Origin of the sequence: Streptomyces sp. NBC_00057 (assembly GCF_045041165.1) — a bacterium.
Lineage (GTDB): Bacteria > Actinomycetota > Actinomycetes > Streptomycetales > Streptomycetaceae > Streptomyces.
In genome coordinates, this window is record NZ_CP108256.1 from 148,440 (window position 1) to 172,246 (window position 23,807).

Here is a 23,807-nt window from a genome sequence, read left to right on the forward strand (position 1 = left end):
GCCTACCGCGAGCCGACGTACCCGTGCTCCTCCACCCACTTGTCGTGGACCTCGCTCTGCTTGGGGGAACTACCCATGCCTTGAGTCAGCTTCGCGTCGATCTTGTTGACCTCAGCCACAATGACCTTGCCCTTGGCGTTGAGCTCGTCGAGGAACAGCTCGCGGTTGTCCCGGTCGGTCTGTGACATCGCCTTCGCCTCCTCCGCGGTCAGCGGACGGTCGGCTGCGTCCGTCGGGTTGGGGTGGCCGAGGCCGAGTGCGGCGCCGTCCAGCGCAGTGACGGAGATGCCGTGAGCCCGCAGGATCGCCAGGCCCACTCGGCCATGGTCGGTGGTGCGCCGGATGTAGAACCAATCGGGCCGGAGGTCCTCGCCCTGGACCGGGATTCCCTGCCACTTCGCCTTCCGGTCGGCGTAAGCCTGTTCGCGCTTCTTCCTGTGCGATCCCGGCGACCCGGAGAACCGCATCTTCTCATCCTTGATCATGCTGGTCGTCGCGTCGCCATCCTCCTTGATCTCGGCGTCGATCTTCTCCTGGAGCTCCTTTTTGTAGTCGGCGAGCAGGAGCACCTTCTCGGGCCCGGCGAACTTTTCGAAGATCTTGGAGTAGCGCCGCATGATTTCACCCGTGAACACCGTCTCGCCCTGGTACAGCGAGCTGGTCGCGACCGTGGTGTTCACCGGCGAGCTGCTCTTGGGGCTCAGGTCCCGGTCGTGGAAGTCGGCAATGAAGGTCGCACAGTTGACGCACGGGCTCTTGCTGATCTCGTAGCGCATCGACATGTTCTTGACGTCCTGGGGCGCGGCCGTGATGGCCGGGAGGTCGACCTTCCGATGATGGAGGGTGACCTGTTCCTCGGCGTGGGCTCCCTTGGCGTCGTGCACCCCGCTGTGATCCATGAGCCGCGCGCCACTTGCACCCAGGCGCACCTGGACGCCGTCCTTCTCGGGGACCTCATATTTTATGATGCTGCGCGCCCAGGTCGTGTCGTCGCGGGCGCTGCCCTGCTGTTGCTGCTGTTCCACCGAGGCGTTGAGCTGGTTCTGCAGTTCGTGCTGGGCCTCGTCGCTGACCTGGTGCTGCGCCTGCAGGGCCTTCTTCTGCTGCTGTGCCTGCCAGTTGCTCTCCAGCTTCGGACCGAGCGGGAGCGCGCCCTCGTCGCCTTCGGCCTCCTTCGGCGCCTTCGTGTGCAGGCCCTTCTTCACCTTGGCCGGGCTGCCCGTGGCAACCACCTGGAATTCGTGCTCGGCGGTGCGCTCCAGGCGCAGCGAGGACAGGCCCTGCGGCTGGTACTTGCGGTAGACCTGCTCAAGGATGCCGTGCATCTGGGCACCGGACGCGCCCGCGGCAAGTCGGCGGTGCGCCTCGGTCGAGGCGGCGTCGAGGGCCTTCTCCTTCTGCTGCGGCGTGACCGGCTTGCTGTCCTTGCCGAACCTGCTCTTGAGTTTCTGCCAGAGGGCTTTGCCCTTCTTGGCGATGAAGTTGACGATCTTGTCGATCGCGCGGGTCACCGGTCGTGACACCGATTGGAAGACGGACTTCACCTTGTTGGCGAGGCCGCCGATGCCCAGGAGCGCGGCCAGGAAGCCGATCAGGAGGGGGACGCTCGTGGCGAGGGCGGCTTCGATGAGTTTGGGGACACCGGCCTGGCCGCCGTTGGCGATGGCGATGACCGCGTCCAGGACCGCGTTGACGAAGTCGACGATCTGGGCGCCCTGGTTCACGATGAACGTGACGATGTCGATGATTCCCTTGACCGCCCGGATGAATGCGGAGGCCGGGTTGAGGAGGGAGAGGATCCAGGTGATGCCCGCGATGATGACCGTGGGGATCAGGTAGCTCGTCAGCTTTTGCAGGATCGTCGCCTTGAGGTCGCCGGTCTCTGCCTGGATTTCCTTGACCGCGCCTGCCGGGCCCTCGCGTGCGATGTTCTTCGCTACGGGGACGGACGTTTCGACGGCGGTCATCGCTTCGTCGGGGACGCCCTTGCGGGTCACGCGGGCGCGGATGTTGTCCCAGGTCAGGCCCAGGAGTGAGCCGATGAGCTGGATGATGCCCTTGAGGTCGAACTTCTGGGGGAGTTCGAGGCCCGCCTTGACCGCGGTGCCCAGCAGCCACGACACGACACCCGTCTTGAGGTGCTCGGCGATGTTGCTGATGAAGAGGTTGAGGCCCGCGCCTACCGCCTTGACCAGGTTGCCGAGGAACCCGATCGGGTCCTTCAGGATCTTCATGATCGCGGAGCCGGCCTTGGCGAGTATGCCGAGCAGGAGCTTCCTCAGCTCGTTGATCGTCTTGGCAACGCCGACGATCGCGTCCATCGCCTTGTCGATCAGGCCCTTGTTGGCCTCCTGGAGTTTCTTGATCTCCTCGTCGATCTTGTTCAGTGCAGCGGTGTATTTATTGGCCAGGTCCTGGACCAGTTGTTCGGACTTCTCGTTGACCGTGGCTTCCAGGTCGTCGAACTTCCCGGCGAAGTCCTTCGCCGCTTCTTCGCCGAACTGCTTGAGGTCCGCGGGGAGTTTGTCGACCTCCGCCTTCAGCTCGGTGCGGCCCTTCGCTATACGGGCCTTCGCCTTGCCCAGTTCCGTACCGATGAGGTCGGCCACGGCGGAGATCACCGTCCGCATCTGGGAGACGTAGAGCTTGCGGGCCTCCTGGTAGAGGTTGTTCGCCTCCTTCGGCAGGCCGGCGAACTTGTCCTTCACCCAGCGGGCCTTGCCCCTCCAGCCCGAATAGCGCTTGTCCTTGTACTTCTTCATCCGGCGCTTGTGGTCCGCCGTGAACGCGTCCCGCGCCGATTTCTCGCCCGCCGTGAACGCCGTGTCGACCTTCTTGTCCAGGCCGGACAGGGTCTCCTCGACGTCCTTCTTCGTGCCGTCGTAGACCTTCTGGAGCTTCGCCGTGACCTCGGCGCGCTTCTTCTCGTCCTTGGTCTTCGTGTCGCCCTTGCCGCCGTCGACCTGCTTTCCCGCCGATGCCCTGGTCGCGGTCAGCGCGGTCATCGCCTGGGCCCCCGACGCCGCCGCGTTCTGCTTCGCCCCCGCCAGCTGCTGGTTCTCCGCTGCCTGGCCCTTCGCAGGGGCCTTCGCGGAGTCCGTCTCGGCGGTCTTCTTCGCGGACAGCGCCTCGTTGAACTCCGGCTCATTGCCCTTGGCGAGCTGTTCCTCGGTGATCTCCGCGTCCGCCATCGCCTGGTCGTTGGTGGCCGGGCCCTCGGAGAAGTCCGTCACCGCTGCGGGCTGCTTCGCTGGGATCGCGTCGGACGCCGAGGGGGCGCCCGGGTTCGCCGGAGGCTGGTCCGGGGTGAGGGGGGTGACCTCTTTGTCCTTGGCGGCCGAGGTGTCCGGCGGGGCCTTCGTCGCCGTGTCGATGTCCTTGGCCGAGGACTCCTTGCCGTCCGTGACCTTCCCGTCGACCTCGTCCTTGACCTTGTCGGCCTTCCCGGACTTGGAGAACTCGTCGGCCTCGTCGAGGTTCTTCGGCGCCTGTGCGTCGATCGCCTTGTTCACCGCGTCGACGAACGCCTTCTTGTCGAACTCCCCCGGCTTCGCGGCATTCATCTTCTCCGCGTTCGCCGTCTTGCCCTGGGCTTCCTTGTCGTCCGGCGGCGCGAGGGCCGCGTCCTGCGACGCCTTCGACTCCGCAGCCGCGGGCGCGTGAACAGCGATCCGGGTCCGCTTCGCCGCCACGTCCGCCTTCACCGCCCGGAAGCCCGGGGCCTGGGCGGGGGACGGCTTCACCGGGGCCGTATAGCGCTGCGCGACCAGGCGGGAGACCGCCGCATTCCCCGCCGCACCCTGAAGGCGCTGGACACTCTGCCGACTCAGCCCGCGGACCTGCGGGGCGGGGACGGGCATACAAGAAGGAGTCGGAGAGCTGTGCTCAGCAGACCCGGTAGGTGGTGACTGATGTGGTCGGTCGCTGTCGGGAGACTTGTCCTGCCCGGCCTTCACCGCATCCCCCGCCGTCGCCCGTTCACCCGGCCGTGTCCTCCTCCACAGTGCGAGGCGGCGGAGTGCCCGGGCAGGAGTGCCCGGGCAGCGACAAGTGCAAGGACGGGTGCCTGTTAGGGAAGATCACGAGGGGCCTGCTCCACATCGCCCCGCGACGGGTGTAACGGGGGGGGCACAGGGCTCAGGCTGTAAACAGCTGACAGTCTGGCCTTCACGGCTCCCTGGACACCGTAGGAAATGACATCGCCCCTGAGACACGAGCGGGTGGACACAGCGTGAGACAGCCTGAGAACCCGCAGGTCAGTGCGATGCCCTATGACATGAGTGTCGGCGTACAAGTGAACGTTCACGTGTACGCCGACAAAAGGCGATGCTCGGGAGAGATCAGCCGCCTATCCGTGCCCGCACTCGGGCTTCTGAAAGAGTAGCTTCATCACACATCAGGGAAGCAAGGGAATGTCTGCGATTCAACTCAAGGAACACCAGGTCGACCAGAAGTCGAGTTTCCGGAAGTGGGTGGGATTTCCTGCAAGGTCATCTGTGCCCGCTCAGCCTGGATCCACCGGCTTGATGTCTGTGGACAGTTTCTCGGGGAACGAAGAAGTGCCTTGTGACCTGCGATGATGGGGTTTCTCTAGGACCACATCAGGCACGATCAGCAAGGCACTTCCGAGATGCAATCTTCCCATGCCGCAGCGGCGGTCTCATCCGCGTTCGACGACCCGAACCTGATCGCGTACGGCGGCCTGGAGCCGGTGGTGCGGTTGGCCGAGCGGTGCGGTCTGCCCGCACTGGTCGGGGAATACATCCGTCTGCCGGCCTCGAAGGACGGCACCGGTGCCTTCCCCGCGGCGAAAGTGATGTCGCTGGTGGGCGGCATGGTCGCGGGCGCCGACAGCATCGATGACATGCACCGGCTACGGCACGGCGCGATGGGCCGCCTTTTCTCCGGTGTGCGGGCCCCGTCCACGCTGGGGTCGTTTCTGCGTTCCTTCACGCACGGGCATGTGAAGCAACTGCATGCTGTGGCCCGCCGGTTCCTTCCCGAACTGGCCCGTCACGCGCCGTTGCTGCCCGGCGCGGGCCAGGTCGCCTACGTGGACATCGATGACACCATCCGCCGCACCTACGGCTACGCCAAGCAGGGAGCCGGTTACGGATACAGCAAGGTCAAGGGCCTGAACGCGCTGCTCGGCATCGTCTCCACACCCCTGGCCGCCCCGGTGATCGCCGCCACGAGGCTGCGCAAGGGACCATCGAACTCCGCGCGCGGGGCGGCGGCATTCGTCGCCGAGACCATCCGCACCGCTCGCGCCTGCGGCGCCAGTGGCCTGCTGGTGATGCGGGCGGACTCGGCGTTCTACGGCGCCGATGTCGTCAACTCCTGCCGGGCGCTGGGCGCGCGGTTCTCCATCACCGTGCGGATGAATGCTTCCGTCAAGGCCGCCATCGCCCGCATCGATGAGGACGCCTGGACGCCGATCAAGTACCCCCAGGCGGTCTGGGACGAGGAGGGCCAGTGCTGGATCTCCGACGCCGAGATAGCCGAGACCGGCTACACCGCCTTCACCTCCAAGCCGAAGAAGCAGCAGGTCACCGCCCGTCTGATCGTGCGCCGCGTCAAACGCCTGAGCGCTGAAGCCGTCCCCGCCGGACAGGGCACGCTGTTTGACACCTGGCGCTACCACGCCGCGTTCACCGACTCCCCGCTCTCCTTGAACAATGCCGAGCGTGATCACCGACGGCACGCTGTCGTCGAGCAGGTGATCGCGGATGTCAAGAACAGCGCCTTCGCCCACGCGCCCTCCGGACATTTCCAGGCCAATGCCGCGTGGCTCGCCCTGGCAGCCCTGGCGCACAACCTGACCCGCGCCGCTCGGCGCACTGGCCGGAACGTTCCATGCCAGAGCGACCACCGCCACCATCCGTGACCACCTGATCAACGTGCCCGCCCGCCTGGCCCGCTCGGCCCGCCGCCTCACCCTGCACCTACCCGAACGCTGGCCCTGGAGCACGGACTTCACCCAGCTCTTCAGCATCGTGCACGCGCCACCAGCCCTCTGACACTCCCTGACCGACCTGCCCAAAAGGGCCCGAGACCTGCGGAAAAGTGGAAAAGCTGGACAGACCAGCGGCCACCTCACGCCCGAATCCGCAACTCAGCCCCGACACGCCCTGCACGACCCCGAACCGATCACACCACAATCAAGCCGGTGGATCCGGGCTCAGGGACGCCTCCCTGGTGGACCGCGAGGACATCAACGCACCGATGGGTCAGCGGAAGGTTCGCGGGCACCGGGCGTTCCTCGCGAGCGTTCGCGTGCTCGGGGAGGGCGTGGACATCACCGGCGAGCGGGGCGTGGAAGCGGTGTGCTTCGCCGACACCCGCGGCTCCCAGGTGGAGATCGTGCAGAACATCGGCCGGGCTCTCCGGCTCAACCGGGACGGCAGCACGAAGATCGCGCGCATCATCGTGCCGGTGTTCCTGGAGCCCGGCGAGGACCCGACGGACATGGTCGCCTCCGCCAGCTTCCGCCCTCTTGTAGCGGTCCTCCAAGGACTCCGCAGTCATGATGAACGACTCGTCGAGCAGCTCGCCTCCCGCGCCCTCACCAGCGGGAAGCGCAAGGTCCACGTCCGGCGCGACGAGGACGGTCGGATCGTCGGGGCCGGCGGCGAGGGTGACGGCGAGGACCAGGAGCAGGACGGCACCCAGGCCGCCGCCGAAGCGGCGCTGCTCCACTTCTCCTCCCCCAGGGACGCGGCGACCATCGCAGCGTTCCTGCGCACCCGGGTTTACCGGCCGGAGTCGCTCGTGTGGCTGGAGGGCTATCAGGCCCTGCTGCGCTGGCGGGCGGAGAACGAGATCACCGGCCTCTACGCCGTGCCCTACGACGTGGAAGTCGAAGTAGGGGTCACGAAGGATTTCCCGCTTGGCCGATGGGTGCACCAGCAGCGGAAGGCCCTGCGGGCCGGGGAGCTGGAGGAGCGGCGCAAGACCCTGCTGGACACGCCGGAGGCCGGGATGGTGTGGGAGCCGGGCGAGGAGGCGTGGGAGAACAAGCTCGCCGCATTGCGGTCTTACCGGCGGGCCACCGGGCACCTTGCTCCGCGTCAGGACGCGGCGTGGGGCGAGGGCGAGGCGATGGTGCCCATCGGGCAGCACATGGCCAACCTCCGGCGGAAGGGAGCGAAGAACGGCCTGGGCAAGGACCCGGAGCGGGCCGCGGAACGCGCCGCGCAGCTCACCGCGATCGACCCCGACTGGGACTGCCCCTGGCCACTGGACTGGCAACGCCACTACCGCGTCCTCGCCGACCTCGTCGAGGCCGACGGCAGCCTGCCCGAGATCCAGCCCGGCGTGCTGATGGACGGCGACGACATCGGCAAGTGGCTCCAGCGGCAGAAGCAGCCGGACACCTGGGCGCAGCTCCTCCCCGAGCAGCAGGAGCGGCTGTCCGCGCTGGACGTGCAGCCCACTGAGGCCCCGTCTCCCGCCCCGGCGGCCACGCGCGCGACGAAGGGCCCGAGCAAGGCGCAGCAGGCGTTCCAGCGGGGCCTGGCGGCCCTCGCCCAGTACATCGCTCGGGAGGACAAGGTCGTCGTGGGTAGGGCGCATGTTGAAGAGCTGCCGGATGGCACGGTGATCAAGCTGGGTGTGTTTCTCAGCAATCAGAGGGCCAGGCGTGACCGGCTGGATGCGGAACAACGGGCGGCCCTCGCCGAGCTGGGCTGCGCCTGGGCAGCAGAGGCGGAGGCGTAGAGGTCGGCTCGTCGGCAGGCGGAGGGGCCCCACACCGACGGCACCGGGGGCGGGCCGGCAGAACTACGAGGCCGCGCGGCAGTTCTACGAGCGCAAGGGGCGTCTCGGGTACTGAGGAAGCACGTCGAGCGGATCGTCGTCGGCGGCGACGGGGGCGGCGGGAGTGGCAAGAACCAGGAGGTCCGAGAGCTGAAGCTAGGGGTATGGATCGGTAACCAGCGGAGCAGGATCGCGACGCTGTCGCCGAAGCGGGTGGAGCAGTTGTCCACCACCGGCATGCGATGGACATAGCAGCATCGTCGACGCTGCACCCGTCTACCACAAGGGCCGGCGGAATCACCGCGCTCGTCGTGGGCGCGCTTGTCGTCGGCTCAGTGCCGGGTGGTCTCGCTCTATGCGTGGACACTCGGCACTCACCCACCAGCCCTGGCTCGTTGCCGTGGCGACAGCCACATTGACCGGGCTCCCTCACCCCGCACTATTCCCAGTAGTTCCCGTGGTCCCGGCGTGGCCAGCCCGCGCCGGGCGGCGCGTCTTCGTCACCGCCCGAAGCGGATCGTGGTGTACCCGTAGGCCTCGCCCTCCCGCGGCGCACGGTTCCAGGACCGTGTGGTCAGTTGCGGCAGTACGCCCTCGACCAGGGCGTGCCGGGGCAGGGACAGACCGAACTCGTCCTGCACGGCGGCCAGCAGACACCGCTCGCGGTCCGCCTCGCCGACGCCGTGCAGGACCCGTTTCTTTTATGGGACACGGTGGGTTCCCCGGGGAGTCGTGGGCCTGCCGGGCCGCTGTGGAAGGGGGACGTCCGGGGTCTTCGCCGCTGTGGGGGGGGTGCGCGGGCGGCGCTGCGGCGAAGACCCCGGCGGTCGGGGGCTGACCGTCGTCGCCGTTCAGGGGGTGGTGGCCAGGGCGGGCTCCGGTGTCGCCCGCGCCCGGCGGGGATCCGGGGCACTTCGAGACGTACTGCGGTGGTGATCCGGCGTGCGGGCTGTGTTCGGCTCGAACGGGATTCAACGTAGACCCGGCCCCGCGGAAAGGAACAGGGATTCCCGGGGACCTGGCAGGAACGGGTCAGCGCGGCCGTCGGCACGGCCTTCGGTCCGTCCTTGAGACCGTCCGCCGGCGGGACCTCCGCACCCCGGATCCTGCGGAAAACCACAGGGTCCGGGGTGCGGAGAACACCACCGGGGTGGGCGGCAACCCTCATACCGGCGCTGAGCAGCGATTTCTAAGTTTGAGGAAGAAGAACGGGGCGCCCGCCCCACCGTCCCCGCCAGCTTGGAGTCCCTCATGAACCTCACGACCATGGCGCTCGTCCAGGAGCCCGCGGACGGCGTCGCTGGCTGGGCCGCCGACCTCGTCGACACGATGGGCGGCCCGGGAGCCGGTCGCCATCGCCCTGGAGAACCTCTTCCCGCCGCTGCCCAGCGAGGTCATCCTGCCGCTGACCGGCTTCGCCGCCGGTCAGGGCGTGCTGAGCCTGGCCTCGGCGCTGTTCTGGACCACGCTCGGCTCGGTGGTCGGCGCGGTGGCGCTCTACTGGATCGGGGTGCTCTTCGGCCGTGAGCGGATGCACGCGATCTGGGGGAAACTGCCCCTGGTGAAGGCCTCGGACCTGGTCCGTACCGAGGAGTGGTTCGCCAGGCACGGCACCAAGGCCGTCTTCCTCGGCAGGATGGTGCCGATCTTCCGGAGCCTGATCTCGGTGCCCGCCGGTGTCGAGCGGATGCCGATGCCCCTGTTCATCATGCTCACCACCCTCGGCAGCCTCATCTGGAACAGCATCCTCGTGATGGCCGGCTACTGGCTGGGCGACCAGTGGGACGTCGTGGAGACCTACGTCGGTGTCCTGTCGAAGGCCGTCCTGGTCCTGGTCGTCGTCGCCGTCGTGGCCTACGTGGCGGTCCGGCTGCGCAGCCGCGGCCAGGCCCACCGGCGCGCCTCGTGACCCTCGGCTCCCGCCCCACCGGTACGGCACCGCTTCCTGCACAGCCCGAGCGATCTTGCCCGGGCTGTGCGGGCGCACTAGTCTCGGGCCCCGTGCTAGGGGATTTAGCAGGCACCGCGTCCGACCGACCGCCGGCCAAGCCCGGCGGGAACGGCTCCGGTGAGGACGAGACCGTCACCCGTACGACCACCCCGTCCTGGCCGCGACGCGGCCTGGGGACCCTCGTCGGCTGCGCGACCGCTCTGGTCGGCGCCCTCTACTTCCTCGTCGTCGGCGCGGCCCTCGGCCCGTTCCTGCTCTGGCCGCGCACCCGGGCCGGCGCCCTGGAGATCCTGATGGCTGGCGCCCGGCGCCTGGTCACCCTCGAACGGGTCCGGCGTTCCGCCTTCTTCGGCGACCTCTTCCCGGAGCACTACAAGGCCTCCGACCAGAAGATCCTCCGCTACCTCGCGATCCGCAGCTACACGGGCCTGCTCTGCGGAGTCGTCATCGGACTCCTGGTCTTCGGCGCCGTCCTGGCCGGTCTCCTGGTCAGCGGAGCGGTCCGAGGCACCCTCGGCTGGGACGAGCTGCTCGCGCAGGTCCTCCTCGGCAGCGTGCTGCTCTTCCTCGACGTCCAGGGTCTGTACTCCTTGGCCGCGCTTGACGCCCGTACCGCCCGGGAATGCTTCGGACCGTCCGAGCGGGAACTGCTCCAGCGCCGTATCGACGAACTCGCCACCAGCCGGGCCGCGGTCGTCGACGCCGTGGACTCCGAGCGGCGGCGCATCGAGCGCGATCTGCACGACGGGGTCCAGCAGCGTCTGGTGGCGCTCGCGATGCTGATCGCCCGGGCGCGCCGGGGCCGCAACCCCGAGCAGGCCGACGCGCTGCTGCTCCAGGCGCACGAGGAGTCCCAGGGCGTGCTGACCGAACTGCGCGAGGTGGCCTGGCGGGTGTACCCGTCGGCGCTCGACAGTCTCGGGCTCGAAGAGGCGATCGGCGGGGTCGCCGAGCGGTGCAGCATTCCGCTGCGGACCCGTTTCGACGTCGACGCCCCGCTGCCCCGGCCGGTCGAGACCGCCGCCTACTTCGTGGTGTCGGAGTCCGTGACGAACGCGGCGAAGCACTCCTCGGCCTCGGCGATCTCCGTGGCGGTGGCGCTCGAAGGGGCGCGGCTCACCGTACGGGTCGAGGACGACGGCACGGGCGGCGCGAGCGAGACCGGCAGCGGTCTTACGGGGCTGCGCAGCCGGGTGGCCGCGCTCGACGGCGTCCTGCACATCCACAGCCCCCTCGGGGGACCGACCACCATCACCGCGGAGCTTCCATGCGCGTAATCCTGGCCGAGGACTCGACCCTGCTGCGAGAGGGCCTGGTCAGGCTGCTCGTCGAGGAGGGCCACGAGGTCCTAGCGGCACTGGGTGACGCGGTGACGCTGCTCAAGGAGGTCGAGGAGCAGCGGCCGGATATCGCCGTCGTCGACATCCGGATGCCCCCGACCCATACGGACGAGGGGCTGCGGGCGGCCGTCGAGATCCGGGAGCGCTTTCCCGAGGTCAGCGTGCTCGTCCTCTCGCAGCACATCGAGCGCAACTACGCGGCCAAGCTGCTCGCGTCCAACGCCGAGCGGGTCGGCTATCTCCTGAAGGACCGGGTGGCGCAGGTCGAGGAGTTCCTCGACGCGCTTGAGCGGATCCACGCCGGCGGGGCGGCGATCGACCCGGAGGTCGTACGGCAGCTGGTCATCCGGACCACGCACGGCGACCCGCTGGCGCGGCTGACGCCCCGGGAGCACACGGTCCTGGAGGCGCTGGCGCAGGGCCACACGAACACGGCCATCGCGCAGAAGCTGCACATCTCGCTGAGCTCGGTGGAGAAGAACCTCAACACCGTCTTCGACAAGCTGGAGTTGTCCCACACGACCGGCTACAGCCGGCGGATCCTGGCGGTGCTCCGCTACCTGGAGTCGTAGGCCAGGTGCTCCGCTGCCCGGAGTCGTAGCCCGGTCGTCGGTGCGGAACGGGCCGTCCCCGCCGATGGAGGCGGTGGGGACGGCCCGCGACACACCTGCGCGAAGGCGTAGGGGTTGAGCGCGTCCTCCGGCAGCTGCTCGATCTGGAAGTGGTCCCCCAGGCCCGCCTCGGCGGCGAGTTCGAGCAGGACGTCGAAGGCCACGTGGTCCTCAAGCGCGAACCCGGTGGAGTCGAAGACGGTGATCCCGTCCCGGTGCTCCGCCGCGAGCGCCGGTCGCGCGCACAGCTCCATGAGGTCCGGTCCGAGGTCGGACTCCACCAGCTGCTGGGCCTCGCCCTCGCGCAGGGCCTGGCCCCGGTGGTCCGCCGTGACGAACGCCGACTTCAGCACTCGCCGCGGCACCTCGAACTTGCCTATGAGGTCGGCGCCGATGGCGTTGATGTGCACGTGCGGGCGAAGGTTCTCGCCGAGCAGCACCGGGCCGTCGCCGACCGCCACCGAGGTGACCGTGCAGATGATGTCCGCCTCGGCCTCGACGTCGGCGACCGAGCCCACCTTCACGTCGAGCCCGAGGAACTCCACCCGCTCGGCGAAGGACGAAGCCAGGATGACGATGTGGAGCGGCACTGCCACCAGCGTCGCTCTCAGTGCCCACAGCCGGTCATGGGGGTGTCGAGGTATTTCCAGGTCTGGGGTCCGACCTGGCTGAGAACTCTCGCCTTCGTGCCAGCGCCTGACCTGCACATCTCTCGCCCGGTGACAGCAGGCACCGACACCATCTCTCACTTCCAAGACAGCGAAACCCCACCCCAAAAACCACCGCTGACCAGTGACAACACACCAACGCCGACTGTCTCTCACCACCACTGTCCCGAAACCGAGAGATCACAGTTTGCGATGATCACGGGATGAGTACGAGAGACTTCTGGCATCTCCAGAACTGGAACGATCTGGCATCTGTCAGGGCGCGGCTTGCGGGCGGGGAGTCTCCGACTGCCCGCTATGGGTCATTTGAGGAGACACCCCTGCATCTGGCGGCAGCGGCGGGCGCCGCTGAGGCGGTGACCGCGATGCTCGCCCACACGCGGGAGGTGGATATACCTGATGAACTGGGGCGTACGCCTTTGTGGTGGGCAGTCGAGCACCTGCAGGGGCAGACCGTGCAGGTGCTGCTGGAGTCGGGAGCCGATGCGTGGCGGCCGTGCGTGGATGAGTGGACACCGGGGCGGCTCGCCCTGACGACGGGCCTTGCACCCTTGGTAGAAGGCACGCCCGGGGCAGTGCCGTTGACGGTTGCGCAACGGGCCGAGCAGGCGCGGGCGGACCGGCTGATCAGCGTCTTCTCAGCAGAGAAGATCTACACCGAAGGCCTGGGAGTGACCTTCACCGATGTCATCGGTGAGGATGAGGTCATCCGTCGGCTCGGTGCCGATCCTGCGGAGTGCCCTGTATTCCAGCAGGATTCCAAGATGGACCAGATGGACCTGTTCGACGCCGGCGGGAACTATGCGGTTGGCGTCACCGGTACCGCGCTGGGCTGTATCATCAGCCAGCCCTTTTCGAATGAGCTGGACGACGATGAACTGGCCCGCAGGCTGGCGCCGGCCACCACCTACAGCCTCTTTTTCAACCCCAAGGGCGGCACCTCCGGCACGCTCTACCGCGACGGCACCAACGTACTGCATGAGGAGATAGGTTCTCTGACACCGTTCGCGGATGATCCGCCGGAGCACTGGCTTTACCGCTTCTGGCAGCGACCCGGCATCACCTTCCCTTACGACGCCAACCTCCTCGCGTATGCCTGCGCGATGGGAGGCATCACCAAGGCAAACGGCAGGGACTGCTGGGCATTGAGCCGTGGACCGCGCCGTATCGTGCGGTGCCGTTGAGGTCTTGAGAAGCCGTATTTGCGATATCTCGGCCTGGGAGACCGCCGACCAGGATCCCTCGCTCGACGACTCCATGCTCGAGTGGGCCGCGCTCTGGAAGCCGCTGCCGAAGGTGGTGTTCTCCACCACGCTGTCGGTGGTGGAGGGCCATGCCCGCCTGGCTTCCGGCGGCCTGGCGGAGGAGATCGAGCGGTTGCGAGCCGAGCCGGGGGAGGGCGACATCGCGATCGGCGGCGCGGCTCTCGCCGCCGAGGCGGCCGCTTTGGGTCTGATCGACGAGTACCGGGCCAGGTCTACCCGGTGCTGGTGGGCGGTGGCATTCCGTTCTTTCCCCGGCGCGAGCGCCGGGTGGATCTCGAACTCGTCGAGACCCGCACCTTCAGCTCGAGAGTCGTCTACCTCCGCTACCGCGTGGCGCGCCAGCCGACTCGTCCTCCGAGCCCTGGGAAGAACGGGCCAGTCAGTGACGTCTGACCGGAAAACTCAACGGTCAGATGGGTACGGCGAGATAGCCCTTCGGCGGTGACGGCCGGGAGGTTCTCGTGGTGCGGTGCGGGCGGGGTCAGGCGGTTGCCGGGGTGAGGGTGACGTCGTGGCCGAGGGCCTTGAGCTGGCGGACGAGGTCGCGGCTCTTGCGGTGGGGGTCGAGGTTGCGGGTGTGGAAGTCGGCTCCGAGGTCGCGGTAGCGGGCGCTCGGGTCGTTCATGAAGTGCCAGACGGACACCAGGATCGAGCGGGCTACGGCGACCAGGGCTTTCATGTGGCCGCGGCGTTTGACGATCCGGCGGTAGCGGGCGCCGAGGAAGGTGTCGGTGCTGGCGGCGGAGATCGCCGCCTCACCGAGCGCGCCGCGGAGCCAGGGGTTGCCCTTGCCGGTGGGCCCGGAGGTGTTCATGTTGCCGGACTGCAGGGTGCGTGGGGAGAGCTTCGCCCACGAGACGAGGTGTCCGGCGGTGGGGAACACCGTCATGTCCAGGCCGATCTCGGCGAGGATCACCTGTGCGGTGCTCGGGCCGACGCCGGGGATCTCGTCGAGGCGTTCGGTGTCGGTGATTGGTATCAGGGTGCCCTGCCCGGGGCCCTGGTCGTCCTCGGTGGTGGACAGCTCGGCCAGGCGCACGGTGATACGGGCGGTGAGCTTGTCGATCTGCACGGTGAGGTAGTCGACGGTGTCCAGCAGCATCCGGCACATGAACCCGTGAGGCGCTGTCACGTTGTTGGATGTGTAAGTGTCTGACGGCGTGTCGGGGCATGGTGGGCCCGCGGTCCGGGCCTGTGTTCAGGCCGTGGTGGGCTGGCCGACAGCTCCAGTGATCTGGTCCCAGATGGCGAAGCGGATGGCCATCTCGGCTCGGTGGTCGGGGGCGCTCATCAGGTGACGGCGGGGCCGGAAGTGGGGTGAGATGCCGCTGAACGCGGACAGGAACCGCTGAGCCGCGCCGACGCTGCGGAAGCCCTTCATCGCGCGTTCGCGCTGGCGGGTGGGCTGGTGACTGTTCTCGGCCCGGTTGTTCAGGCCCTTATGAGAGCGGTGTTCGACCGAGGGCATGACCTCGCGGTGGGCCGCGCCGTAGGAGCGGAGCTTGTCCGTGACGATCACCCTCGGCACCGCACGCGTCTTCTTCATCAGTCTGCGGAAGAAGCGCCGGGCGGCGGCCTTGTCCCGGCGGCTCTGCAGGAGGATGTCGAGCACGTTGCCGTCCTGGTCGACGGCCCGCCACAGGTACTTCCGCTCCCCGTTGACCTTGATGAAGACCTCGTCCAAGTGCCATTTATCCCCGGGCCGGGGCTGGCGGCGGCGCAGTCCGTCGGCGTAGGCCTGCCCGAACTTGGCGCACCACCGCCGGACCCTCTCGTAGGAGACGACGCCGCCGCGCTGGAGCATCAGCTCCTCCACCTCACGGAATGACAGCGGGAAGCGGAAATACAGCCACACACAGTGGGAGATCACCTCGACCGGGTACCGGTGCCCCTTGTACAACGGCGGCGTGCTCCCCACGGACGATCCCCCTCCACCGTGATCACCCCGAGGATCCTCCCACGCCACCCGCCAACGTGACAGTGCCCTTCGCGTACATCGCGTGTCCGCACTCGTCGCACGTCAGCGGCGCGGGCGGGCGTACTTTCCACACCTCATCCCAGGCGCGTCCGCAGCCGAGATCGAGCAGATGCGCGAAGACGGTCCCCCACTGCGCGTGCACAGCCCTGAACGCCATCGGCCCTCTTGCTTCATTGGCGAGGAGCCCAGTGTGGCGCGGACCACTGACATTGCATGCGGTGGGTGGCCCTTTGAGGTTCCCCCGAGATGCGGGGAAAGGTGACAGCAGGTCAGACAGGCGCGCGAGTAGGCAGCCACCTCCAGCGGCATGATGGTAGAGGTGACGGCGTACTTCGGATTCGCTTGCAAGGGCAGCTCGGACGACGGCCGCGAGCGCACCATCACCACGCCGATCTCACCCACCTACGCCGCGCAGATCCTCCAGCTTCGGGAGGATGGTGCGACGGAGGAGGAGCTGCATCCGATCGTCGCTGGGGTCATCACCGCGTCATATTTCACGGAATGGGGCACCAGCGCCGCTGGCCTGCGTGCGGATTTTACGCACGTCCAGTCAATAGATTTCCGGTTCTGGCACGGTCGAATTTCGGGCCTGCCATAAACCATATTCGGCGGGCCGCCGCACAGCGCTCTGGCGGCGGCCCGCTCCCGAATCCGCACCACGAATACGAGGCCGAAGATGACCACGCCCTGGCCGCCCCGGCGCACCGCGCGCCGACAGCTCGCCCGTCGGTTCGCTGGTTGGCGTGCGCGGAGACGGCGTGAGGTTCCACGTCCGGGAACGGAGCAGCCGACTCGTCCCGCGGACGAACGGGAGATCCAGCACCGGTCGCCCGGGCGGCGCCTGCGCTCCCTGGTGAGCGCGCGGAGCGTCGCCGGTCAGGTGTTCCTCCTGCAACTGGCGGTCGTGGTGCTGCTTGTAGTCGCGACGGTGGTGACGCTGGTGGTCCAGGCCCAGCACCAAGGGACGGAGAAAGCCCGCGACGAGGTGCTTGCCGTCGCCGAGGCGTTCGCGAACTCCCCGGGGATCGTGCAGGCGCTGGACAGCCACGATCCGAGCACGGTGCTGCAACCGCTCACCGAGAGGGCCCGAAAGCGGTCCGGCGTCGACGGCATCGTGGTCATCAGCACGGACGGGATCCGGTACACCCACCCTGACCCGCATCAGATCGGGAAACACGTAGTCAAGGGCGACCCCTACCGGAAGGCGGTGAGGGGCACGGCCCTCACGGACTCCGAGGTGACTCCGCTGGGCGTCTCGGTCTTCGCGGAGGTCCCCGTCTTCCGGCCTGACGGCTCGGTCGCCGGCATCGTGTCCCCCGAGATCAAGGTCAAGAAGGTGAACGAAGCGGTGGCCGGGCAGCTTCCGGTGCTCTTTGGCGCCGCGGGCGGCGCGCTCGCCCTGGTCGCAGGCGGGTCGGCGCTGATTGGCCGGCGGCTGCTGCGCCAGACCCGCGGACTGGGCCCCGCCGAGATGACTCGCATGTACGAGCATCATGACGCGGTGCTGCATGCGGTGCGCGAGGGCGTGCTCATCGTCGGCGGTGACGGGCGGCTGCTGCTGGCCAACGACGAGGCGCGGCGGCTGCTGGAGCTGCCGACGGACGCGGAGCAGCGCCAGATCACCGACCTCGGCCTGACCCCGGGCGCCGCCGAGCTGCTTTCCTCGGGGCGGATGGCCACCGACGAGGTCCATCTGGCTGGCGACCGGTTGCTGGCCGTCAACGTCCGGCCCGTCGAGCGCTACGACGGCCCGGCGGGCAGCGTGGCCACGCTGCGCGACACCACCGAACTGCGCACACTCGCAGGCCGGGCCGAGGTGGCCCGCGAGCGCCTGCAGTTGCTCTACGACGCGGGCGTGCGGATCGGCACCACGCTGGATGTGGTGCGCACCGCGGAGGAGCTGGCGGAGATGGTCGTCCCGCGGTTCACCGATTTCGTCACTGTGGAGCTGCTGGATCCGGTGCTGCGTGGCGAGGAGCCGGCCGAGGCAAGCACCGAAATGCGCCGCACCGCCGTCAGCGGCGTCCGTGACGACCCGCCTCTCTACCCCGTGGGGGAGCTGATCCGCTTCGCCTCCACCAACCCCATCGCCGCCGGGGCGGCCAACGGCCACGCTGTGCTGGAGTCGGACCTCGCCGACTCCGACGGCTGGCGGGACCAGGACCCGGAGCGGGCGCGGCGGGTGCTGGAGTACGGAATCCATTCCCTGATCTCGGTGCCGCTGCAGGCCCGCGGAGTGGTGCTAGGGATGGCCAACTTCTGGCGGGCGGACGCCTCCCCTCCCTTCGGGGAGGAGGACCTTTCCCTCTCCGAGGAGCTGGCCAGACGTGCTGCGTTGTGCATCGACAACGCCCGCCGCTACACCCGCGAGCACACCCTGGCGGCCACTCTGCAGCGCAGCCTGCTGCCCCGCACCCTGCCCGAACAGACCGCCGTCGAGGTCGCCCACCGCTACCTGCCCGCCCAGGCCGGGGCGGGCGGCGACTGGTTCGACGTCATCCCCCTGCCCGGCACCCGGGTGGCCCTGGTGGTCGGCGACGTCGTTGGCCACGGCCTGCACGCCGCCGCCACCATGGGTCGGCTGCGCACCGCCGTGCACAACTTCTCCGCCCTGGACCTGGCCCCGGACGAACTCCTGAGCCACCTGGACGAGCTGGTCGCCCACATCGACCACGACGAGGCCGATGGCCAGGGGGTCACGGGGGCCACCTGCCTGTACGCCATCTACGATCCCGTCTCCGGCCGATGCACTGTGGCCCGGTCTGGCCACCCCGGCCCCGCCCTGGTCCACCCCGACGGCACCGTCACCTTCCCGGACGTACCAGTCAGTCCCCCGCTGGGCCTGGGCGGCAGCCTGCCCTTCGAGACAGCCGAACTCACTGTGCCCGAGGGCAGTCAGCTGGTCCTCTACACCGACGGGCTGATCGAGGACCGGGACCGCGACCTCGACACCGGAATCGAGCAACTGCGCACGGCCCTGGCCGATGCTGTGGACCGCACCCCGGAGGCCACCTGCCAGACCGTCTTCGCCACCATGCTCCCCGAGCGCCCCCGCGACGACATCGCCTTGCTGGTGGCCCGGACCCACCTGCTGGACCCGGCCCGGGTCGCGGACTGGGAGGTGCCTTCCGACCCGGCGGCCGTCTCCCGCGTCCGTACCGACGTCACCCGCCAGCTGGAGACCTGGGGCCTGGACCAGGTCGCCTTCACCACCGAGCTGATCGTCAGCGAACTGGTCACCAACGCCATCCGATACGGCACCCAGCCCATCCGGCTGCGCCTGCTACACGACCGCAACCACCTGATCTGCGAGGTCACCGACGGCTCCAGCACCTCCCCCCACCTGCGGCAGGCGGCCACCACGGACGAGGGCGGCCGCGGGCTGTTCCTCGTCGCTCGGTTCGCCCAGCGCTGGGGCACCCGGTACGGCGCCCGCGGCAAGGTCATCTGGACCGAACAATCCCTCCACGACGCCGCAGCCGAACCCGGTGCAGGCCTCGGCGACAACCTGTTGGATCTATGGACTGACACAGAGCTGTGACGGCGGCGTATTCGGTTGCAGCGCAACTGGACGCCACGGCTGAGGCAGCCCCGAGCGCCCTGCCCCTTGAACTGAGCCGCACGCGAGGACCCCGCCCCCGGGCGGGGTCCTTCGGCATGCCCGGGCCTCGGCGCCGCCGCCCGGACCTGCCGAAGGGGCCGGCCGGGTCTGCCCGGGCGGGGGCGGTTGACTGCGGCAGTCTGCCCGCCTAAATTTGCTGCACTTTAGATCGTTCGATGAACCAATGTTCATAATGCGGTTGCGGGAGGTTCATCAGTGGCTCGGCAGGCAGTGGTCGGTATCGACGCGGGCACCACCGCGGTCAAGGCCGTCGTCCTCGCGTGGGACGGCAGGCAACTCGGCTGGGCGCGCGCGCCGCTGGGGGTGACACACCACGGCGACCGGGTCGAACAGGACATGGACGAGGTGTGGTCCGCCGTCCGCGACACCGTCCGCTCGGCAGTCCGGCAGGCGGGCGACAGCGTCGAGATCGCCGCCGTCGGGGTCACCGGACAGGGCGACGGCGCGTGGCTCGTGGACGCCGACGGCCGCCCCTGCGGCCCCGCGCGGATCTGGATGGACGGCGCTGCTGCCGACCGGGGCGCGCGCTGGGAGGCCGACGGCCGGGGCGCGCTGGTCCACGAGGTCACCGGCTCGTCCCTGTTCCCCGGAGCGCTGCCGGTGCTCCTGGAACAGCTGGAGGCGGACTACCCCGAGCGGCTCGCACAGGCCGCCCACCACCTCAACTGCAAGGACTGGATCCGCTTCCGGCTCACGGGCGAGGTCGCCACCGACGCCTCCGAGGCATCCCGCACCTATCTCGACGTGGCCGCCGGGAAATACTCCGACGCCCTGATCGAAGGGCTGGGGCACCAGCGCTTCCGCCGGCTGCTCGCCCCGGTGCTGCCCCCCGCGTCCCCGGCGGGCCGCATCACCGCCGAGGCCGCCGCCGCCACCGGTCTGCCGGTCGGCGTCCCGGTCTCCGCCGGTCTGGTCGACGCCGCCGCGGGCGGGGTCGGCCTCGGGGCGGTCCGGCCGGGCGACGCCTACCTCATCGTGGGCACCACCGCGTTCACCGCTACCGTGCACCGCGACAGCCGGGACCGCCGAGCCCAGGGCCAGATCACCCTGGCGACCGGCCTGGACGGACAGGCCCTCGCCTGCCTCGCCCCCATGACGGGCGCGCCCAACCTCGACTGGGTGCGCCGGGTGACCGGGCTGGAGGACAGCGACTGGCCCGAGGTGGAGCAGGTCGCGCGCACCGCGGGCCCCGGCGCGGGCGGTGTCGTCTATCTGCCCTACGGCTCGCCCAGCGGGGAACGTGCCCCCTTCATCGACAGCGCGGCCTCCGCGTCCTGGGTGGGGATGAGCGTCCGCACCACGGCCGGGCAACTGCTGCGCGCCGTCTATGAGGGCATCGCCCTCACCCTGCGCGAGTGCCTCGGCGCGCCCGTCCCCGGGCGGGTGCTGCGGATCGCGGGCGGCTCGGCCTCCTCGGATCTGCTCTGTCAGGTGCTCGCCGACGTCACCGGCGAGCCCGTGGTGCGCTCCACCGCGCCCGAGCTGGGAGCCCGGGGCGTGGCCGCCCTCGCCATGGTGACCGGCGGGGTGACCGAGGACCTCGACGCAGCGCTCACGGCGCTGGCCCGCCCCACGGACGCCTTCCGCCCCGACCCCGCCCTGCGGGAACCGTACGACCGGCAGGCGCGGGTGTTCGCCGCCGCCCGGGACGCGCTGCGACCCGTCTGGCCCGCGCTGCGGGAACTGCGGACCGAGGCCGAGGCCCCGCCGTCCGTCTCCCCTGCCACAAACACCACCAGCACCTGTGACCTCTCTGACACCTCTGACAAGGCTGAGTCGGCGTATGACGCCGATGGATGGGAAACCCTGTGACCAGTGCGTCGCCGCGACCGCGGCTGCTCATCACCGCACCGTTCGATGCCGCCGCCGCCGCGCGGCTGGCCGATCTCTTCGACATCGAGACCGTGGAGCCGTCCATGGCGGGCGACTCCCTCGCCCGGCCCCGGCTCGCCGACCGGCTCGCGGCGGCCGACGCGGTGGTCTGCGAGGTCGACCGGGTCGACCAGGCGGCCCTGGACGCCGCTCCGGTGCTGAAGTTCGTGGTCACCTGCCGGGCCAGCCCGGTCAACGTCGATCTCGCCGCATGCACCCGCCGGGGCATACCGGTGGCCACCACTCCGGCGCGCAACGCGGAGATCACCGCCGACCTGGCCTTCACCCTGATCCTCTCCACCGTCCGTCACACCAGCGCCGCCGAGCGGTGGACGCGCGCGGGCAACTGGACGGCGGACGACGTCTTCGAGCCGTACGCCCGGTTCCGCGGGATCGGTCTGGGCGGCCGGACCCTGGGCATCGTCGGCGGCGGCGCGATCGGCCGCCGGGTGCTGCGCCGGGCGCTGGCGTTCGGCATGGACGTCCTGGTCTACGACCCCTATCTGGAGCCGGGCGCGCTGGGCGTCGACGCCGAGATCGTCGCCCTGGACGAACTCATGCGCCGCTCCGACGTCATCACCGTTCATGTGCCCCTCAACGACGCGACGGTGGGGCTGATCGGAGCGCCCGAGATCGCCCTGATGCGTCCCGACGCCTATGTCGTCAACGCGGGGCGGGCCGCCGTCGTGGACGAGACGGCGCTGCTGTCGGCCCTGCGGGAGAAGCGGATCGCCGGGGCGGGCCTCGACGTCTTCTGGACCGAGCCGCCGCCCGCCGACCACGAGCTGTTCCGGCTCGACAACGTCACCCTCACCCCGCATATCGGCGGCGCGTCCGACGATGTGGTCACCGAGCACTCCCGCATCGCCGAACGGGCGCTGCGGGCCTGGGCGACGGGCGCGGAGCCCGCCGCGGTGGCCAATGCGAGGGAACTGGCCTCCTGAACACACCTCCGCACAGACTGTGGGCGGGCCCCGTCGGGGCCCGCCCACAGTCTGTGCGGAGGTGAGAAGGAAGCAGAGGTCACACGTGGTGCAGCGCGGCCAGGGCCGAGGACGGGAAAGCGGCGGTCGCGTTGCCCAGCGTCAGCGCGCGATAGGTCGCCACGGCGGCCTCCTCCAGGTTCATCGCGCGGCGGAACGCCATGCCCACATCCGCACCCAGCGAGGAACTGCCGTGGTGGGACAGGACGACACAGTCGTGCGTCAGCGCCTGCTCGGCCGAGGCGTCGGCGAGTTCGTCCGACCCGTTGGGGTGGTACGGCACCGTGCCGATGGAGCGGACGTAGTAGGCGTGGTCGAGGGTGATCAGCCGTATCGGCTCGCCGACGGCGTCGAGCAGCACCGCGTGCTGCGGGTGCAGATGGACCACGCAGTTCACATCCGGCCGCACCTGGTACGTCCGCTGGTGCAGCTTCCACTCGCTGGACGGCCGCTCCGCGCCCCCGGTCCGCTCCCCGGCGAGGTTCATCACGGTGAAGTCCGCGACCTCCAGACGGTCCAGCCAGGTCCCCGCGCCGGTGACCACGTACTCGTCGGAGCCGGGCAGCCGCGCCGACAGATTCCCGCCGCTGGCGAGCACCAGTCCGCGCTCCACGGCGAGCCGGCCGACCTCGGCCAGTTGCTCACACAGCTCCTCGCGCGTTTGTACGGGCTTCACATCGTGTCCTTTCGTAGCGTCGCTCGGATGCCCCTGAGGGCGTCGCCGCGGAACTCCCGGCGGCGGCTCATGAAGGGGCCCCCTCGGGGGCGTCGGCGTCGGCCAGCAGCGCCTTGGCGGTGCTGACATCGGTCACCAGCACATTGATCAGGCCGTGGCGCAGCGCGACCGCCAGGGCCCGCCGCTTGTCAGCCCCGCGCGCCACGCCGATGCGGACGGGGACCGCCCGCAGCTGCTCCAGGCTCAGCCCGATGAGCCGCTCGTCCACCTCGCCCGGCACGGCGGCGCCGTCCGCGTCGAAAAAGCGCCCGGAGATGTCGCCGACCGCGCCCCGCTCCCGGATGCCCGCGAGTTCCGCGGCGCTCAGACCTTGGACGAGCAGTCCGGCGTCGGCGGCGGTGCCGCCGATTCCGGCGATCAGCACATCCGCCGATACGGCCCGCTCCAGCGTCTCCTGGACCGCCGGGTCCTCCCGCCACACCCGTGCGGCCTGCGTGTTGCGCGCGAGCAGCGGAGCGGGCAGGTGGTAGGCCCGCCCGTCCACGGCGGCGGCGAAGGAGAGGGCCAGCTCATGGGGGCTGGCCGCGCGGGAGACGCCGCCCTTGCTCCCGGTGAGCGGGACGATGCTCAGATCCAGCCCGGTCGCCTCCCGCAGATGCCCGGGGATCGCGGCGACCGACCCCGACAGGCCCACGGCGACGGTGGTGCCCTCCGTCAGGAAGGCGGTGACGCAGTCGGCGGCCACCGCCCCCAGGGAGCGGAGCGCGCGGCCCTCGTCCTCGAACGCGGGGCCCACCCACGCCTGGCGGAGCGGATAGGCGTGTCCGAGGGCCGATTCCAGGCCCACGAACAAATGGTCGTCGCTGTGCACCGTGATCTCGACGATCCCGACCAGGCGGGCCTCCGCCAGCAGCCGGGTGACCTTGATCCGGGACAGCCCACAGAGATCGGCGATCTCCTGGTGGGTCAGACCATGCTCGTAGTACAGCCGCGCGATCTTGCCCAGCGGCGGTTGCTTCTGACCATTTGTTCTCTCCATTGATCCTCCGTTCGGATCCTGTCCTCGCCGCCCTCCGCCGGTCA

Annotated in this window: 15 protein-coding genes and 4 pseudogenes; 11 read left to right on the plus strand and 8 right to left on the minus strand. The window is 69.5% G+C overall.

Annotated elements, in window-relative coordinates:
* Window positions 1-2 precede the first annotated feature (2 nt).
* Complete coding sequence (locus OG953_RS00670; protein WP_405681865.1) at window positions 3-3,860, minus strand: hypothetical protein; 3,858 nt, start codon at window positions 3,858-3,860, stop codon at window positions 3-5.
* A 770-nt stretch (window positions 3,861-4,630) separates the two neighbouring features.
* On the opposite strand from OG953_RS00670, the pseudogene OG953_RS00675 reads away from it, so the two are divergent.
* Together OG953_RS00675 and OG953_RS00680 are read left to right on the plus strand one after the other, a co-directional pair.
* Window positions 4,631-6,020, plus strand: a pseudogene (locus OG953_RS00675) (IS1380 family transposase).
* 223 nt (window positions 6,021-6,243) lie between these two features.
* A pseudogene (locus tag OG953_RS00680) lies at window positions 6,244-7,719 on the plus strand (Helicase associated domain protein); the annotation flags it as partial.
* A 539-nt stretch (window positions 7,720-8,258) separates the two neighbouring features.
* Here the strand turns inward: OG953_RS00680 and OG953_RS00685 are convergent.
* Entirely contained in the window at window positions 8,259-8,399 is a 141-nt protein-coding gene (locus tag OG953_RS00685) for a hypothetical protein (protein ID WP_405681866.1), read from the minus strand.
* A 610-nt stretch (window positions 8,400-9,009) separates the two neighbouring features.
* On the opposite strand from OG953_RS00685, the pseudogene OG953_RS00690 reads away from it, so the two are divergent.
* The 3 genes and pseudogenes from OG953_RS00690 (at window position 9,010) to OG953_RS00700 (ending at window position 11,621) form a co-directional block, all read left to right on the plus strand.
* Window positions 9,010-9,667 (plus strand): annotated as a pseudogene (locus OG953_RS00690) (DedA family protein).
* 92 nt (window positions 9,668-9,759) lie between these two features.
* Entirely contained in the window at window positions 9,760-10,986 is a 1,227-nt protein-coding gene (locus tag OG953_RS00695) for a sensor histidine kinase (protein WP_405681867.1), read from the plus strand.
* Window positions 10,977-11,621: a response regulator gene (locus tag OG953_RS00700; protein ID WP_405681868.1), complete on the plus strand. Its 645-nt coding sequence runs from the start codon at window positions 10,977-10,979 to the stop codon at window positions 11,619-11,621. The genes OG953_RS00695 and OG953_RS00700 overlap by 10 nt, the downstream gene beginning before the upstream one ends.
* On the opposite strand, the gene OG953_RS00705 is transcribed toward OG953_RS00700, so the two are convergent.
* Entirely contained in the window at window positions 11,606-12,250 is a 645-nt protein-coding gene (locus tag OG953_RS00705) for a hypothetical protein (RefSeq protein ID WP_405681869.1), read from the minus strand. The two genes, OG953_RS00700 and OG953_RS00705, sit on opposite strands and share 16 nt — an antisense overlap.
* A gap of 281 nt (window positions 12,251-12,531) precedes the next feature.
* Here OG953_RS00705 and OG953_RS00710 point away from each other — a divergent pair, with 281 nt between their 5' ends.
* Window positions 12,532-13,512, plus strand: a complete 981-nt coding sequence (locus OG953_RS00710) for an ankyrin repeat domain-containing protein (RefSeq protein ID WP_405681870.1) — start codon at window positions 12,532-12,534, stop codon at window positions 13,510-13,512.
* Between the two features lie 34 nt (window positions 13,513-13,546).
* Window positions 13,547-13,986, plus strand: a pseudogene (locus OG953_RS00715) (dihydrofolate reductase family protein); the annotation flags it as partial.
* Between the two features lie 88 nt (window positions 13,987-14,074).
* Here OG953_RS00715 and OG953_RS00720 read toward each other — a convergent pair.
* From OG953_RS00720 to OG953_RS00730, 3 genes are all read right to left on the minus strand, one after another.
* The gene (locus OG953_RS00720; RefSeq protein ID WP_405681871.1) at window positions 14,075-14,725 is read right to left on the minus strand and encodes a transposase; all 651 of its coding nucleotides are present in this window, start codon (window positions 14,723-14,725) and stop codon (window positions 14,075-14,077) included.
* Between the two features lie 66 nt (window positions 14,726-14,791).
* Window positions 14,792-15,511 (minus strand): IS6 family transposase, encoded by a 720-nt coding sequence (locus tag OG953_RS00725; protein WP_405681873.1) that lies wholly within the window; start codon window positions 15,509-15,511, stop codon window positions 14,792-14,794.
* 22 nt (window positions 15,512-15,533) lie between these two features.
* Window positions 15,534-15,728 (minus strand): hypothetical protein, encoded by a 195-nt coding sequence (locus tag OG953_RS00730; RefSeq protein WP_405681874.1) that lies wholly within the window; start codon window positions 15,726-15,728, stop codon window positions 15,534-15,536.
* 162 nt (window positions 15,729-15,890) lie between these two features.
* Between OG953_RS00730 and OG953_RS00735 the strand changes: the two genes are divergently transcribed.
* From OG953_RS00735 to OG953_RS00750, 4 genes are all read left to right on the plus strand, one after another.
* On the plus strand, window positions 15,891-16,169 hold the full coding sequence (locus OG953_RS00735) for a hypothetical protein (protein WP_405681875.1): 279 nt from the start codon (window positions 15,891-15,893) through the stop codon (window positions 16,167-16,169).
* A gap of 252 nt (window positions 16,170-16,421) precedes the next feature.
* On the plus strand, window positions 16,422-19,112 hold the full coding sequence (locus tag OG953_RS00740; RefSeq protein WP_405691543.1) for a SpoIIE family protein phosphatase: 2,691 nt from the start codon (window positions 16,422-16,424) through the stop codon (window positions 19,110-19,112).
* Between the two features lie 276 nt (window positions 19,113-19,388).
* Window positions 19,389-21,005 carry an FGGY family carbohydrate kinase gene (locus tag OG953_RS00745; protein ID WP_405681876.1) on the plus strand — a complete coding sequence of 539 codons (1,617 nt, stop codon included), beginning with the start codon at window positions 19,389-19,391 and terminating at the stop codon, window positions 21,003-21,005.
* Entirely contained in the window at window positions 21,002-22,009 is a 1,008-nt protein-coding gene (locus OG953_RS00750; RefSeq protein WP_405681878.1) for an NAD(P)-dependent oxidoreductase, read from the plus strand. Before OG953_RS00745 ends, OG953_RS00750 begins: the two co-directional genes overlap by 4 nt.
* A 79-nt stretch (window positions 22,010-22,088) precedes the next feature.
* Here the strand turns inward: OG953_RS00750 and OG953_RS00755 are convergent, their stop codons facing one another.
* Entirely contained in the window at window positions 22,089-22,724 is a 636-nt protein-coding gene (locus OG953_RS00755; protein ID WP_331749874.1) for a class II aldolase/adducin family protein, read from the minus strand.
* A 67-nt stretch (window positions 22,725-22,791) separates the two neighbouring features.
* Window positions 22,792-23,763 (minus strand): sugar-binding transcriptional regulator, encoded by a 972-nt coding sequence (locus OG953_RS00760; protein ID WP_405681880.1) that lies wholly within the window; start codon window positions 23,761-23,763, stop codon window positions 22,792-22,794.
* Between the last annotated feature and the right edge of the window lie 44 nt (window positions 23,764-23,807).

Excerpts from the sequence above, each read along its gene's own strand:
- OG953_RS00700 (WP_405681868.1), top strand. The coding sequence starts at position 10,977 with ATGCGCGTAATCCTGGCCGAGGACTCGACCCTGCTGCGAGAGGGCCTG.
- OG953_RS00710 (WP_405681870.1), top strand. The coding sequence starts at position 12,532 with ATGAGTACGAGAGACTTCTGGCATCTCCAGAACTGGAACGATCTGGCA.
- OG953_RS00670 (WP_405681865.1), bottom strand. The coding sequence starts at position 3,860 with ATGCCCGTCCCCGCCCCGCAGGTCCGCGGGCTGAGTCGGCAGAGTGTC.
- OG953_RS00730 (WP_405681874.1), bottom strand. The coding sequence starts at position 15,728 with ATGGCGTTCAGGGCTGTGCACGCGCAGTGGGGGACCGTCTTCGCGCAT.
- OG953_RS00760 (WP_405681880.1), bottom strand. The coding sequence starts at position 23,763 with ATGGAGAGAACAAATGGTCAGAAGCAACCGCCGCTGGGCAAGATCGCG.